This is a genomic window from Collimonas sp. OK307, assembly GCF_900113705.1.
Lineage (GTDB): Bacteria > Pseudomonadota > Gammaproteobacteria > Burkholderiales > Burkholderiaceae_D > Collimonas.
This window is the reverse complement of record NZ_FOQI01000033.1, coordinates 1-14,198: the sequence shown is the minus strand read 5'-3', so window position 1 is coordinate 14,198 and position 14,198 is coordinate 1. Positions and strand designations below refer to the sequence as shown.

At 55.8% G+C, this 14,198-nt stretch carries 14 protein-coding genes and 1 pseudogene; 3 read left to right on the top strand and 12 right to left on the bottom strand.

The window, feature by feature from the left end; all coding sequences use genetic code 11:
* The 10 genes from BM205_RS23680 to mdcA form a co-directional block, all read right to left on the bottom strand.
* The coding region (locus BM205_RS23680; protein ID WP_305763961.1) for an acetyl-coenzyme A synthetase N-terminal domain-containing protein at positions 1-275 on the bottom strand (275 nt) is incomplete at its 3' end.
* A gap of 25 nt (positions 276-300) precedes the next feature.
* On the bottom strand, positions 301-1,236 hold the full coding sequence (gene mdcH, locus BM205_RS23675) for a malonate decarboxylase subunit epsilon (protein ID WP_092417297.1): 936 nt from the start codon (positions 1,234-1,236) through the stop codon (positions 301-303).
* Positions 1,233-1,988: a malonate decarboxylase holo-ACP synthase gene (locus BM205_RS23670; RefSeq protein WP_092417296.1), complete on the bottom strand. Its 756-nt coding sequence runs from the start codon at positions 1,986-1,988 to the stop codon at positions 1,233-1,235. The genes mdcH and BM205_RS23670 overlap by 4 nt, the downstream gene beginning before the upstream one ends.
* A gap of 2 nt (positions 1,989-1,990) precedes the next feature.
* A complete protein-coding gene (gene madM / locus BM205_RS23665; RefSeq protein ID WP_092417295.1) occupies positions 1,991-2,755 on the bottom strand; it encodes a malonate transporter subunit MadM in 765 nt (254 codons plus the stop codon).
* An 8-nt stretch (positions 2,756-2,763) separates the two neighbouring features.
* The gene (gene madL / locus BM205_RS23660) at positions 2,764-3,165 is read right to left on the bottom strand and encodes a malonate transporter subunit MadL (RefSeq protein ID WP_092417294.1); all 402 of its coding nucleotides are present in this window, start codon (positions 3,163-3,165) and stop codon (positions 2,764-2,766) included.
* 88 nt (positions 3,166-3,253) lie between these two features.
* On the bottom strand, positions 3,254-4,081 hold the full coding sequence (gene mdcE / locus BM205_RS23655; protein ID WP_092417293.1) for a biotin-independent malonate decarboxylase subunit gamma: 828 nt from the start codon (positions 4,079-4,081) through the stop codon (positions 3,254-3,256).
* 8 nt (positions 4,082-4,089) lie between these two features.
* Positions 4,090-4,941: a biotin-independent malonate decarboxylase subunit beta gene (locus BM205_RS23650; RefSeq protein WP_092417292.1), complete on the bottom strand. Its 852-nt coding sequence runs from the start codon at positions 4,939-4,941 to the stop codon at positions 4,090-4,092.
* Between the two features lie 7 nt (positions 4,942-4,948).
* Positions 4,949-5,257, bottom strand: a complete 309-nt coding sequence (locus BM205_RS23645; RefSeq protein ID WP_092417291.1) for a malonate decarboxylase subunit delta — start codon at positions 5,255-5,257, stop codon at positions 4,949-4,951.
* Positions 5,258-5,274: 17 nt separating this feature from the next.
* Positions 5,275-6,132, bottom strand: a complete 858-nt coding sequence (locus BM205_RS23640) for a triphosphoribosyl-dephospho-CoA synthase (protein ID WP_092417290.1) — start codon at positions 6,130-6,132, stop codon at positions 5,275-5,277.
* Positions 6,132-7,793 carry a malonate decarboxylase subunit alpha gene (mdcA, locus tag BM205_RS23635; RefSeq protein ID WP_092417289.1) on the bottom strand — a complete coding sequence of 554 codons (1,662 nt, stop codon included), beginning with the start codon at positions 7,791-7,793 and terminating at the stop codon, positions 6,132-6,134. The genes BM205_RS23640 and mdcA overlap by 1 nt, the downstream gene beginning before the upstream one ends.
* A gap of 223 nt (positions 7,794-8,016) precedes the next feature.
* On the opposite strand from mdcA, the gene ppa reads away from it, so the two are divergent.
* The 3 genes from ppa to BM205_RS23620 all read left to right on the top strand — a co-directional run bounded on the left by ppa (position 8,017) and on the right by BM205_RS23620 (position 11,572).
* Complete coding sequence (ppa, locus tag BM205_RS23630; RefSeq protein ID WP_092417288.1) at positions 8,017-8,553, top strand: inorganic diphosphatase; 537 nt, start codon at positions 8,017-8,019, stop codon at positions 8,551-8,553.
* Between the two features lie 426 nt (positions 8,554-8,979).
* Entirely contained in the window at positions 8,980-10,461 is a 1,482-nt protein-coding gene (locus tag BM205_RS23625) for a porin (RefSeq protein WP_092417287.1), read from the top strand.
* A gap of 181 nt (positions 10,462-10,642) precedes the next feature.
* On the top strand, positions 10,643-11,572 hold the full coding sequence (locus BM205_RS23620; RefSeq protein ID WP_092417286.1) for a LysR family transcriptional regulator: 930 nt from the start codon (positions 10,643-10,645) through the stop codon (positions 11,570-11,572).
* A gap of 97 nt (positions 11,573-11,669) precedes the next feature.
* Here BM205_RS23620 and BM205_RS23615 read toward each other — a convergent pair.
* A pseudogene (locus tag BM205_RS23615) lies at positions 11,670-12,681 on the bottom strand (IS30 family transposase).
* 703 nt (positions 12,682-13,384) lie between these two features.
* On the bottom strand, positions 13,385-14,198 hold an 814-nt coding region (locus tag BM205_RS23610; protein ID WP_254784025.1), incomplete at its 5' end, for a group II intron maturase-specific domain-containing protein.

Here is a 14,198-nt window from a genome sequence, read left to right as displayed (position 1 = left end):
AAATGCACGTCGAGACAGTTGTAGGAAACGTTCAGCTTGCCATCGTCAAACCATTTGTAGAACGGCGCATTGGATTCGTCCAGCACCTTGGTGAACGGCGTTTGCCATTGCAGGTTTTCACGTGCCAGGCGGCCCCAGAATCCTTCATAGTCCTGCTCGGCTTCGGCCACCAGGGCGCGATACGCGTCCATGCCCGAAATCGCGGCACTCTTCACGAAGCTGGTCGCCGGCTCGAAAATCCGGTTTTCTTGCTTGAAGGTCTCTATGTCTGCCATGGTTTTCTATTCCAATATGATGTGATTAATGATTTAGTTGAGCCTGCTCACGTGAGATCAAAGCGAGTAGCGTATCAATCCGATTGTTGTCGCAGCAGACCACCTGGCCATCAGTGAATACCGGTGCTGTCAGATTGGTCAGTACGGAACCGCTCGGCATTTCCAGCGCCAATCGTGCACCGCGTTCCCAGGCAAGACGGGCAGTTTCAAACCAATGTACCTGTCGCGCCATATTATTGGCGAGGTCATCGGCAATAATCCCCGGTTCGAAAAGAGCGCGTGCAATGCCGCTGCTCAGATAAGTCAACTGCGGACGGTGTACTGTGACTCCTGCAAAGGCCGCTCTCATTTCTACTGCCGCCGCGTCGAACAGTTCGCAATGGGACGGCACACTGACTGCCAGACGTTCCACTTTGGTCGCGCCTTGTCCGAGCGCGAGACGCATGACCAGACGCATAGGTTCGTCAGCTCCTGCAATCACCAGTTGCCTGTTTGCATTCAGGTTGGCCAGGTAGACCGGTGCAGCAGGGGTATGAACGCGTGCTATCAGCGGTTCTAGCTGATAGCGATCGAGACCGACTATCGCCGCCATGCCGTAGCCGTGTGGATACGCGTTCTCCATCAATTGCCCGCGCCGCGCTACCAGCCGCACTGCGTCGGCATATTCAAGGGCGCCGGCGATCACCGCAGCCGGATAAGCGCCTATGGACAGGCCCGCGACCATATGCGGGCCAGCATTGTGTGCAACGAGGAATCTGGCCATTGCAACACCTGCTACCAGCAGACACAGTTGCACGGCAAATGTGGATTCGAGTGCTTTGGGCGTATCCAGATTTAATGGGTCATCGAGGAGTGCGTCAAAGGTCTCGTCGAGCGTACGCCTGACTGCGGGATGGTCAGGAAGTGAATGCAGCATTCCAGACCGCTGCGCGCCTTGGCCGGGAAAGGTGAACAAGATCATGACGGCTTCACACTTTCGGCATCTTGCCAACTGCTCGTGCGCCACGGATCGGTAGTCAAAATCGGGCCGGTGTCAGTTTTAAGCAGCACTCGCCCATTCCCGCTAGCCCATTGCGCATTGACGTAGGCCCATTCGGCAAATGAAAATGCCCCATTGCCGGTATCGACCTGAATATCGATACGGCATATTGGAGATGAACATATCATCCGAAGCCCCAGCATCTGGGTAGTACTCAGAGGCGCGCGTGAACGTAGCAGAATGTCGAGATCGCTATCTTCACGGACGACAGGCAGCCGCGATGCAAGCTGAAACCCGACGCCGCCCGTTGGCCCCCAGACCAAACCGGTTGCATCAAGCAAAGGCGCCAGAACCGCAAGTGCCTCGAAGGCCGGCAGCCGGCTACGCTGCTCTTCGATATAAGCCGGAGCATGGCCAGCAAGTATCTCCGGCTTGAAGCAGCGTGCCACCGCATCGCGGTCCAGATAGGCAGCAAAGCGCTCGCTTCGCGTCTTGCCACGCAGGCCGACCGGGACCAGCCGAGGATCGTCGACTTTCTCGCGCCGTACTACCACCGGCGTGCACAACAACCGGTCAGCACTTGCCCAAGGTGGAAGCGGAGTGACCGTCTTCAGTGCCTTGGCATCTTCGATCCAGAGCAAGTCGTGCGGACAAAGAATGCTAGCGCCGGCGTCCTTATAAGCGGATGTGCCCACGGTTTCGTCCTCCGATTGCTTGAGCGATGCGGCTTCCATGATCAACCCACAATTGCCTTTGTGGCAAAGAAGAGCACGGATGGCCCCAGCAGGCAGCCGATGCCGGTATGGAATGTCGCCACCAGTGCGCCGTACGGCACCAGCTTGCGGTCGGTCGCGGCGAGGCCAGCTGAAACGCCGCTGACGGTGCCCGCAAGACCACCGAACACCATCGCAGAGCGGGGTGTTTTCAGACCGAGAAAGCGTGCTGCAATGGGTGTGCCGACCATGACGATAATGGCTTTCACCAGGCCGGTAGCGATGCTCAGCGCCATCACATCGGAGCTTGCACCAATCGCCGCACCGGTTACCGGACCGACAATATACGTGATCGCACCGGCGCCGATGGTGGTCATGCTGACCGCATCGGAGTAGCCAAAGGCCCGGGCGATGCTGGCGCCGACGATGAACGGCAATACCGTCCCCAGCAGCAATGACACGACGCCGACTAGTCCGGCCTTACGCGCCTCGGTGGCTTGTACCTCGAAAGCGGTGGCGACGATGGCAAAATCGCGCAGCATGGCGCCGCCCATCAGGCCAACGCCGCTGAACAGCGAAACGTCAGCCAGTCCCTTGGTGCCGCCACTCACTATGCCGCCCCAGTACGCCAGTGCCAGGCCGATCATGATGGCGATCGCTGAACCATGGACGCGGCCGAAGGTGAGTCTGCGCGAGATGACTCCGGACAACAAGACAATGATCCCGATCATCGCGAAGGCGGTAACGAGTCCGTTTTGATGGACCGCTTTTTGAAATATTTCTAACATGATGTCTCCTATTCGGCCAACGGCGCGAGGTCAGTCGCGGCTGCGTCAATTTCAGTTTGACTCTCCGTGCGATTGATCAACGCAATGCAACAGGCACAGACAGCAGCCGCGCCAAATGCCGACAGCAACGCCACAGGCCCGCCGCGTAGCGCCGCAACCACATTCTGCTGGGCAGCCATGGCAACGACTACCGGGATGTACATTGCAGCCCAAAAGCCGACACCCGCTTCGGTTGGTTTGGGCAAGAGCCCTCTCGGCAGCAAGTACAGGCGGGCGAAGATTAATAGCAGCATGGCGATGCCGACACCGCCGACGTTGGTCTTGACGCCGATCAACTGGCCAAGAAGGTCGCCAAGGAAAATCCCCAGCAGGTGGCAGCAGGCGAGTAAGGCGGTTCCGTAAATAATCATGATTTTGTCTCCTAATTGATGACATCAGCGGCTTGTCAAATCTTGTTTTTTTAGCGTTACAGAAAAATAATGTTTACTCCTTCTTAAGTTAAGGTTGGCTGGCCCTCCACTGGACGGACAACATGTCCCGCACCTTGCTCGATGCGCGACGGTGTTCTGCGCCCAGCCGACTAGTCAGGTCGCGGCTGCTGTCCGCCAGGATGTCTTGGAGCGCGGCGTGCAGGCTGCTTTGGACAGTATCGATGTCTGCTGCGGACGGCGCATCCGGGTGCGCCACTTGCAGGCATCGCCACAACAAGCCCAGCGACGCATAACTTTCAATGTCGTAGGCCATCGGCGGTATGGTCGAGGCCAAGGATTCCAGTGCGTCGACCGAACGCATCGTGATACGCGCCGCGGATGCCTTTCCCATGGCATGCACCATGACTTCCGGATCGCGAATTGCTATCAGGCGGTTGGCCTGATAACCGTGAGCCAGAAAAGCGCCGGACATGGCTTTGCCGACGATCAGTCCGATCACGGGATGGCCCGCCAGTCGCGCTTCAGCGTAGGCACCGGCGGCGCCGGCGAGCGCCTGGTGGATACCGAAGCCTTCCTCGCGCCGGCCATAAGCCTGGCTGGTAACGTCGATGACAGCGACGATCGGCGTTTTGTTTTTGCTGTCGCGGTCGGCTGCCATCAGTTCTTGCACCGCGCGCGCGAGTTGCCAGCCTTCTACCAGGCCGACCTCGCCATTGCGGACGCGCGGGAAACGGTTGTCCGGGTCCGGAACCACCGCAATGTAGCGGGCTCTTTTACCGGCAAGATCGGCGTCGGCCACCCGCACCGAAGCGGGATATCCGGCAACTAGCGTTGCCTCGCCGGTCAGTTTGGATAGCCATACCGCGCCACGACTTTGCTTATTGGCTGAATTCATAACTGCACTCATGATGCGAATCCCTTCTGGTAAATCGTGCGAATCAGTTCAGGCGTCGCCTGTACACTGGCATCCACTTCGGCCAGGCGGGCCAGAAAGCCCTGCACCATGTCGCTGCGGTTCTGTACCGGCATGCCGCGCTGGAAAAGGTCGCGAACCATACTTCTGATCTGCATGGCGTCGTCCTCGACGTAAGCGTCCACCAGCCCCGAGCGGTAGCGTTGCTCGCCGCCGGTAAAGCTCCAGATAAACGGTTTGTCGCGCGAATCGTATTCGGCGATGCCGGCTTCCTGTTCAATCACCGCCGGACCATTCAACCCAAGCCGCGCTTCGCGGGTGACGATCAGATAACTGCACAGGGCGGCTGCGATCGACATCCCGCCAAAACAGCCCACGGTGCCGGCGGTAATGCCGATCACCGGTTGGTAGCGGCGCAGATCGACGATGGCAGAATGGATTTCGGCAATCGCCGCCAGCCCGAGATTGGCTTCCTGCAGGCGTACGCCGCCGGTTTCAAACAAGATGATCGCCCGGGTGGGAATGCCATTGCGATTGTCTTGCGCTGCCAACTCCAGAGCCCCGGCAATCTTGGCGCCGCCGACTTCTCCCAGGCTGCCGCCCTGAAATGCGCCTTCGATGGCAAGGATCACTGTTGGCTGGCCGTCGCATGTGCCCTTGGCGACTACCACGCCGTCATCCGACTGCGTGATCACGCCTTGCAGCGGCAGCCAGGGCGACGTCACGCGATCGAAGGGACTGATCAGTTCGCGCATAGAACCAGCGTCGAGCAAGACGCGGGCCCGACTGCGCGCATTGAGTTCGATAAAGCTGTCGCGTTGCAGCAGTTGTGCGGTGTCCATGGTTTCCTTACTTTGTGCTTGCATACTGCAATTCTTCGAACGCCTGCTCGATCCGCATGCGCACCACGCCCGGCGTTGCGCCGAAGTCATTGATCTCGATTTTGGCGGCCGGCAGCGACGACATGGAAAAAATGCGCGTCAACAGTGCCCCCCACACCTGCCCCATGCCATCGACGGAGGTGTTGATGGCGATGGTGGTGAGGCCGGCAGCATGGGGCTCCAGCAGCACTTCCAGATCGCCGGAGCCGACCACACCGGTCAACGCGCGTGCTTTGGCAGGCGAGCCTGCCGGATATTCATAGAAAATCTTTTCCATGGTTTCCCTCTTTCGATTTAAGTCCTGATGCGGTCCAGGAACAGTGTCGCCGCCAGCAGATCCGCCGCGCCGCCCGGTGAAACGTGCAGTGACAGCAGCTCCTGTTCGAATTGTTGCAACGCGCTCTTGCCATGGCTGCTGGCAGCGCCGCCAGCGGTCAGCACCCGTAGCGCACCGGATTGCACTGCAGTCAATGCCGCCTGACCGCCGCGCGACAGGACGCAGGTGTCGTCGAGATTGGCGACCACCGCCAGCAACGAGTTGAGTCGCGCGGTATTTTCATCGTCACCGCGGGCACGGCAGTGTTCCAGCCAAGGGAGCCCGACCCAGATTACGTGCGGGAATCTGGCTTGCGCTTGCCCCCGTGCGCCGCCAACGCTGTATTGCCGGCAAGCGAGTTCGCCCTTGTTGCCGGTCACGGTTGGCGCAAACCTGTCGCGTCGCCACGCCAGTGCCGCGGCGCGAGTTGCCACTGCTGTGGGAGTCAGCGCGTTGTGGTCTTGCGCCGCTGCCGTGACCAGCAAACCGAGCGCCCAGATCGCGCCGCGATGGGTGTTGACGCCGCCAGTAGCTGCCATCATGGCAGCTTCACCCTGGCGCCCGATGAGACCGATCTGTTCGCGCAATTGCTGCGGATCGGCGATGTTTCGTCCGGCGCTCGCCATCGCATGGAAAGTCGGATGCAGGGCCCAGGCCGAATGACACATCAAATCCCAGTTCAGGTCGCGATGAGCGCCGCGACCGCGCATGTCGACCAGGCCCGGCTTAGGGGTTAGCGTGACTTCATCGATCAGCGCTGTCACGACTGCATCGGCCAGATAGTTGGCCAAGGCGGTGGGTGCAAGCGGTTGGCATTGCTCAAGAACGGCTGCCATCACCAGCTCCGGAATTTGGCAGGCGGCTCATACAAGCCATCGGACCAGCTCACCAGGTCGGCTACGCTCTTGGCTGCCAGCAGCGAACGGGTAGCCTCGCTGCGATTGACACCCATATCCTCTGGCAGTGCAATCAGGCCTTCTTGCCGCAAGTGCGCAGTGCTCGCCGGATCATGGGTCATGCCAATTGGCGTTACGCCTGCGACTGCAGCCAACATGGCTTTGCGCTCTTCCAGCGAGCGCGCTTTATAGAGATAAGCAATGCCCTCCTCGGTGAGCACGTGCGTCACGTCATCGCCATAGATCATCACCGGGGCGATGGGCATGCCGGATTCGCGCCCGACCTCCACTGCGTCGAGGGTTTCGACGATGGTCGGCTGGCCGCCGCCCTGAAAGGTTTCCACCATCTGTACTACCAGTTTTTTGCCGCGCGCAAGCGGATCGTCAGTCTCGATCAGATCAAGCCAGGCCGGACTGGCGTGACGGCGTCCACGCGGATCGTGCCCCATGTTGGGCGCGCCGCCAAAACCTGTCAGGCGGCCGCGCGTCACCGTGGATGAATTGCCCAGCCCATCCATTTGCAACGTGGATCCGATGAACAGGTCAACCGCGTACTGGCCCGCTAATTGGCAATAGGCACGATTGGAACGCATGGAGCCGTCTTTGCCGGTGAAAAACACATCGGGGCGTGCAGCAACGTAATTCTCCATACCCAGTTCGCCGCCAAAACAGTGGACACTTTCGACCCAGCCGGTTTCGATCGCCGGGATCAGTGTCGGATGCGGATTGAGCGTCCAGTTCTTGCAGATCTTGCCCTTGAGCCCCAGCTTTTCGCCATAAGTCGGCAGGATAAGTTCAATCGCAGCAGTATTGAAACCGATGCCGTGATTGAGCGACTGCACCTGATGGCGTTCATACACGCCACGGATCGCCATCATTGCCATCAGCACATGGACCGGCTTGATCAGTCGTGGATCGCGGGTAAACAGCGGTTCAAGGAAAAACGGTTTGTCGGCCTGCACCACAAAGTCGATCCACGAGCCGGGAATATCCACCCGCGGCAGATCGGCCGGATCGTCAACGATCTCGTTGACTTGAGCGATCACGATGCCATCGCGGAAGGCAGCTGCTTCCACCAGCGCCGGCGTATCTTCGGTGCTTGAGCCGGTATACAGATTGCCTTGACGATCTGCCTTGAATCCGGCCACCAGCACCACGTTCGGTGTCAGGTCTACGTAGAGCCGCGCATATAGTTCGATGTAGGTGTGAATCGCGCCGACTTCCAGAAGGCCGTCTTTCAGAAACTGCGAAATGCGCAGGCTTTGCGCGCCGGCATAAGCAAAATCGAGCTTGCGAGCGATGCCACGTTCAAACAGGTCGAGATGCTCAGGTCGGCTGACGCTGGGCATGATCAGGTGCAGCTGGTTCACTTTGGCCGGATTGACCTGCGCCAGCGAACGGGACAGAAAATCGGCCTGTTTCTGGTTATTGCCTTCAAGCACGACACGGTCGCCGGGTGCGATCAGCGCTTCCAGTACGGCGATGATGTCACCAGTAGGCAGGACCGGGCCGTTGGCCAAGTGGCGCACCAGGTCCAGACGGCGATTTTTTTCCGTCCGGCGTTTGCTCCATTGCGCGTTGAGTTGAGGTCTGGCTAGCATCGTTACTCCGGAAAACGTTCATCACGGAGACACAATAGAATTTTAAAAAGCCCTCTTCAATCAACCTTATGGGTAGTTCATTACTGTGAGGTTAATGAACGTGGCGTAATACACCATTTTGTTGCGCCGCGCAGCAGATTAGGGCTGGCGCGACCGGCCGTCGAAGCGCTAAAATGCCGATTTTTTCGAGTCCAGGATTTAATCCCTTTTACGAGAAAGCACCATGAGTCTGAATAACGTTCCAGCTGGCCGCGATTTACCGAATGATTTCAACGTGATTGTCGAGATTCCGATGAATGCCGATCCGATCAAATATGAAGTCGACAAGGAGAGCGGCGCAATTTTCGTGGATCGTTTTATGGGGACCTCGATGCACTACCCTTGCAACTACGGCTATATTCCACAGACCTTGTCGGAAGATGGCGATCCGGTCGATGTGCTGGTGATTACGCCGTTCCCGCTGTTCCCCGGCGTGGTGGTGCGCTGCCGCCCGATTGGTGTGTTGAAGATGGAAGACGAGTCGGGGATTGATGCCAAACTGCTGGCGGTACCGGCCGATAAAGTGCTGTCGATCTATAGCCATTGGAAAAAACCGGAGGACATGAACGAATTGCGTCTGAAGCAGATTCAGCATTTCTTTGAACATTACAAAGACCTTGAGACAGGCAAGTGGGTCAAGATCGAAGGCTGGTATGGCCCGGAGGAAGCTAAGAAGGAAATTCTGGCGGGCGTCGAGGCTTATAAAAATACGCCGGGCTGAGTCAGCCTGGCCAGTGATTAAAAAAACGCACCGGGAGTGCGTTTTTTTGTTCAGGCGCCCATCTTGAACAGATTACGTCGCTTCAATTCATCTTTCCGCATCCACACGTCGCCGTCGCCATACAAGTGGTTTTTGCTCTGATCCGCATCAAGCGATTTCCCAAATTTTTCAACGTTACTCCTCTAATCCCGAGGTCGATGCAAGGCTAGTCGCTATCGGATGCACTGATTGCGAAACGTCGAAAACAAGGCGGCAACAGACGTATTTCAATTCGCGGTTCATTAACTTCAAGGTAATGACCCCGCACCTTGGTTGATTGAACCAGGGAAATCGTCAATCTATTCTACGAACGCTCCCGCTCAAAATTCGAGAGTGAGCATTGACGAGAAAGATAAAAATCAACCTTGGAGGAAGACAATTGTGAGAATGAAAAAAAATACCCTCATGGCTTATGGTGCGGCCTTGGGGGCGATCCTGACAGTGGCGGGACCGGCAAGCGCTCAAAGTACCCATTCCACCCAGCAGGTGGTCGAGCTGCTCCAGCAGCAGATCCTGCAGCTCCAACAGCAACTGCAAAGCCTTAGCGTAGAGGTGAAGGCCAGCACAGATGCGGCGAAGAAGGCCGATGCGACGGCCGTGCAAGCGCAGGCGGTGTCGAGCAAAGCTGCTGAAGCTGTCGCCGCCTCGCAGCCAAGCGCCCCCAACAAGGACGCCGTAAAATTAACTGAAACTCCGGGCGGTTACCGCCTTATCGATACTGAGACAACTACTCTTGGATTGTTCGGCCTGATTGATTTGACCGCTGCAACATCGTCGTCCGGCGGGCCAAACGCCAATCCCAATAGCGCCACCAACGGCAGGACCAACAGTCACTGGGTTGGCTTGGATGTGTCATGGATGAACGGCAATCGCTGGGGTTTGACCGGGAGTCATGTGGTCGACAAGGGCAGCAACACCGAGCTTGTCTTCAGGCTGGAAAGTGAGTTTGAACTCCCCACCGGTAACTTCGACGGGGGCTTTTCGTCGCCGGTTCTGTTTAATCGCGATGCCTGGATCGGTGTGCAGAGCCCTACTATCGGAAAACTGACCGTTGGACGTCAGGACACGCTGGGACGCGACGTCACTATGATTTGGGCTAATCCTTTCAGCAACGCGAAAAACGGCTACGACGAAGGTGGCTGGATGAACAACCAGGTCATGTACCAAATGATGGAATATTCCGGCTCTCCTACCGGCAATCGATGGGATAGCGCCGCGGTCTGGAAGAAGAAATGGGGCGACAACTGGGTCTCTTATCTCGGTTATCAGTTCGGCGGATTGCAGAATACGCAACCCGGCAATGGCGGAACAGATGTGGTTGATACCGGACACTACAAGGGAACCCAACAGGCAGGAGGCATCGGCTACAACAGCAGCGACGATACCTGGCATGCCAGCGCATCCATTACCCATGCCAACTATGACGGCTTCGGCAAAATGGTGGAAAGCGTCGGCGGCAATATCCGCCCGCTTCAGTGGCTGCGTCTGAACGGTGGACTTTTTCATGCAGACATCGACCAGCCGCAAGCAGTTGGCAAACGGGTAGACAACGCGTTTACGGTATCGGCCCAGATTTACCCTGCAGGTAAGTTCGACTATGCGTTGGCTTACTATCGTATCAAGGCCAAAAATGCCGGCACGTCCGGCGGCAATACGCTGCAGCCGTTTGACCTGACCAGTGGCATCACTTCGGCAGCGAGCGGGACCTGGGACACGCTATACGGTGCGGCGTTTTATCGCCTCGACAAGCAGACCGATCTGTATCTGGCTTTTGATTATTCTTATGTCGGCGGTGGCTACAATACCAGCTACTTTAATGGTAACCGGAAGATTTTCCAGGCCGGCCTCGGCGCGCGTTATTTTTTCTGATCAATCCTGTCTCCCATTGCCGTGACTTTGTGGCTCCCACAACGGAGCCATTTTTTTTAAGTAATTGAGAACCTGCCAATATTCACGCAGGAGGTATTCCTTACCTGCCTTGGCTCATACGTTTGTGGCAGACTATTACTTGAACCGCAATTGTGTGTTCAAATGATTTTCCGGAGGGAAAATGGCAATTGATGATGCGATTACGCTGAAAAAAATGGAAGTCTTTCTAGCCTTCATGACGCTTAACAATATGGCCCGGGTGTCGGAAAGTCTTGGGCAAAGTACAGTGAGTGTGCACCGTGCATTGCACTCGCTTGAAGAGGCGTTGCGCTGTCCGCTTTTCAAGCACGAAGGACGCAACCTGATTCCTCTCCAGACCGCTTATACATTCGCCGAATACGCGAAGCGGGTAATCGATGAATGCGAGGAGGGCGTGCGCAAAGTTCGTGATGCCGGCGGATTTAATGCGCCCCGACTCAAGATGGGCGCTCTTTATTCCTTGACGTTAAGGTGCATCCCGCAACTGGTGATCGGGCTCAAATTGCGCAAGCCTGAACTCGATATCGATCTCACCATGGGCTCAAATCGGGAGTTGCTGCAAAGTCTCGTGGATGGACAGCTTGACGCTATTGTCATCGGTCTGCATGAAGAGAATGAAAATAATGGACTGGTTTCGGTGCCATTATTTTATGACGATATCTTTTTGGCGGCGCCGGTCGGTTCGCCGTATGCCGGTAACAAACAGATTGATCTCCAGGATTTTCGCGCAGAAAAATTTGTCACGCTTAGCGACGGATTTGCGACCACTGATGACTTTCACCATTGCTTTGAACTCGCAGGTTTTATTCCCAATATTGCCATGCGGGTACAGGACATTTTTTCGTTAATTAACTTGATCAGCGGAGGAATCGGATACAGCCTGCTGCCTGGACGCGTTGGCGAATTCAGCTCCCGCATTGAGCTGATTCCACTTGAAGAAAGGTACGCGTCCCGCCAACAGATTACTCTGCTGCTGCCGAAAAACAGGGAAAGGGATCCCAATCTGTTGGCTCTGGCTGCAGAATGCCGGATGTATGGCCGGCGCGACAATGGAAAGGGTGACTTCCTGTAGAGAAAAATTTTCGCTGTGGCAAATGCGATTTGGGTAAAACCATTCAGGTGCTGATAGCTCCTATAGTTCGAACGGATGACCGCAACCGCTGGCGGATTCAACTGGTCGATGCAACAGATTGATAAAAAACTTCAGCCGGTGTTTTATAGTTTAAGGTCTTTCTAGGCCGCTCATTCAATCGTCTCGCCACTGCATTGAGTTTCGCTTGCGAGAATGTTGACAGGTCGAGGCCCTTTGGGAAGTACTGCCTCAATAATCCATTTGTATTTTCATTCGATCCACGTTGCCATGGGCTCTGTGGATCACAGAAATAAACCTGGATGTCGGTCGCCAATGTAAAACGTTTGTGAGCGGCCATCTCTGAGCCGCGATCCCAGGTCAGCGACTTGTAGAGTTCTTTGCGGCAATTTGCGGGAATTTTTGATCAATGCATTGACGACTGTTTCGGTATCCTTGCCGTCGACTTTCACCAACATCACATAACGTGTATGACGCTCAACGAGAGTCGCAATCTGACTATTGTGGCTTCCATACACCAGATCGCCTTCCCAGTGACCGGGTACGGTTCTATCTTCCACCGTGGCTGGGCGTTCGCTGATTGTTACGGCATCAACGATAGTGCCATGGGTTCCACGCTTTTGTGTGTATTGACGTGAGCGGCGCATTGCTCGAGTACGCCTTAAATGCGCCAACAATTCCTTCTTCAATGCACCTCTGGCCTGGATAAAAAGGCTGCGATAAATGGTCTCATGTGACACTTGGTAGTCCTCATCGCTCGGGTAAGCTTCCTTCAACCAGCCAGCAATTTGTTCCGGTGACCATTGCAATTGTAATTTGCCAGCCACAATGCGCGCCAGTGCGCGATTTTCAGTTAGCTTACAAAGCTTGGGCCGATGCGCTCGATCCCACGCATTTTTATCTGCATGGCTTGCTCGATAACTATCGCCACCACCATTACGATTGATCTCCCGACTGATCGTAGAAGGTGCTCTACCGAGAGAACGTGCAATCGAACGGATCGATTCTTCAGCAACTAATGCACGCGATATTTCTTCGCGTTCAGCCAGTGTCAGCGCCAGTCTGGAACGACTGCGTGGTGCCGGGCTTATTCCACCTGTCGGTGCCAGTACATTAATTACTGACGAATGGTTTCGATTAAATAGCTCACCAATCTCCTAGAGAGTGTAACCTTGCCGCCAGCGTTCCCACATCAATGCTCTTTGACTTTCAGAATAATAGATTCGTGGTCTTTGCTTCATTTGCAACACCCCTTGTCTGTACACCGCTGGTGCTTGTACATTCTATAGTGTTGCATCGACAAGTTGAATCCGCCCTGCATTGCAGACGCTTGAGAAGCCCGATTCTATCGGCTGGTTTTGGGGCGTGAGCCGCCTGCCGGGCTTTGGAAAAGCAGCCACTCGTTGAGAAATTTCCGTCAACGACCGGTCTACCCATCTAAGCCGCCGTTCGTTTCAATGTAGACGAAGAACGCATTTTGCATAGAACTGTTTGACGTTCCATCGAAGCCCAATGGTCGCAACCAGTCTGTAGCGGACTGTCATCGGCGATACTTGAGCGACTGGAGTTGAGCGGTTGCTGTAATTCAAAGGTGGTTTGGTCGCGACAAAATCTGACACGGCAATACTGATGAGTCTGAGCTAATAGCGGCGCCATGTTCCGACTTCCCCATCAAAGCCGGCTCAATCGTCGGGTAACAGCAGCGCATTACTGCGCCGCCGTCCCCTAAGAACGGAGCGTGCGACTTTCACCGCACTCCGCTCAAGCCTCTCGAAGTCTTCTTTCGTCAACCGGTTAGTCCCGGAATCGTCGGTATTTGCGTCGCGCGAAATAATCATCCCACTCCGGATCAAATGGATTAGCGGCACATCGAATTTTGAGGTGTCGCCGGATTTTAGTATCGCGGGCCTTGACCAGCGCAACCATTTCCGTTGAACCCGTATTTTCGGTAGTGGCAAATACCCAGTGCCGATGTTGCATGCACTTGAAGTATTTATCCTTAATCCATCTCGCCCCTTTGTTAGGATGACGTCGCGTAGCCCAGCGCCACAATAACTGCCATAGATACGTATCCACATCCGTAAAGATTTTCTTGGCAACGCCATGTCGATGATATTGCGTCCAGCCACGGATGACCGGGTTGAGTTGCTGTATCAGGTTATGTTGTTTCGCCGTCGAATTGTCTTTAATGATTTTCCTGAGTTTGCTGCACAGAGACTGAATGCTTTTCTGTGCAGGCCGCGTGAGCAGCTTGTCGCCGAAGCGACGAAGATTCACGCCCAAGAAATCGAATCCCTCCTCAATAGCAGTGACACGCGTTTTCTCAGCAGAGAGGGTGAGACCCCGTTCCGCCAGAAACGCTTCGATACACGGTTTGACTTCTTGTTCCAGAAACTCTTTCGAGTGGCCCGTCACAATAAAATCGTCAGCGTATCGAACGAAGTTCATTCGGAGGCGACTGCGCTTCCGTTCGGTGTTTGCCGGCTGTTGGCTCAATCGTGCTTGCAAGCCATCGAGCGCCATGGTTGCGACCGTCGGGGAAATAATTCCCCCTTGTGGTGTGCCCGCCATGGTTGGAGAGAGGATATGGCTTTCCATGAAACCGGCT

Coding starts and splice junctions, on each gene's coding strand:
- BM205_RS23640 (WP_092417290.1), bottom strand. CDS start 6,132: ATGGCAGCCGTTCTTGAGCAATGCCAACCGCTTGCACCCACCGCCTTG.
- BM205_RS23620 (WP_092417286.1), top strand. CDS start 10,643: ATGGCAATTGATGATGCGATTACGCTGAAAAAAATGGAAGTCTTTCTA.
- BM205_RS23645 (WP_092417291.1), bottom strand. CDS start 5,257: ATGGAAAAGATTTTCTATGAATATCCGGCAGGCTCGCCTGCCAAAGCA.
- BM205_RS23650 (WP_092417292.1), bottom strand. CDS start 4,941: ATGGACACCGCACAACTGCTGCAACGCGACAGCTTTATCGAACTCAAT.
- mdcA (WP_092417289.1), bottom strand. CDS start 7,793: ATGCTAGCCAGACCTCAACTCAACGCGCAATGGAGCAAACGCCGGACG.
- ppa (WP_092417288.1), top strand. CDS start 8,017: ATGAGTCTGAATAACGTTCCAGCTGGCCGCGATTTACCGAATGATTTC.
- BM205_RS23670 (WP_092417296.1), bottom strand. CDS start 1,988: ATGGAAGCCGCATCGCTCAAGCAATCGGAGGACGAAACCGTGGGCACA.
- madL (WP_092417294.1), bottom strand. CDS start 3,165: ATGATTATTTACGGAACCGCCTTACTCGCCTGCTGCCACCTGCTGGGG.
- mdcE (WP_092417293.1), bottom strand. CDS start 4,081: ATGAATTCAGCCAATAAGCAAAGTCGTGGCGCGGTATGGCTATCCAAA.
- madM (WP_092417295.1), bottom strand. CDS start 2,755: ATGTTAGAAATATTTCAAAAAGCGGTCCATCAAAACGGACTCGTTACC.
- BM205_RS23625 (WP_092417287.1), top strand. CDS start 8,980: ATGAAAAAAAATACCCTCATGGCTTATGGTGCGGCCTTGGGGGCGATC.
- mdcH (WP_092417297.1), bottom strand. CDS start 1,236: ATGATCTTGTTCACCTTTCCCGGCCAAGGCGCGCAGCGGTCTGGAATG.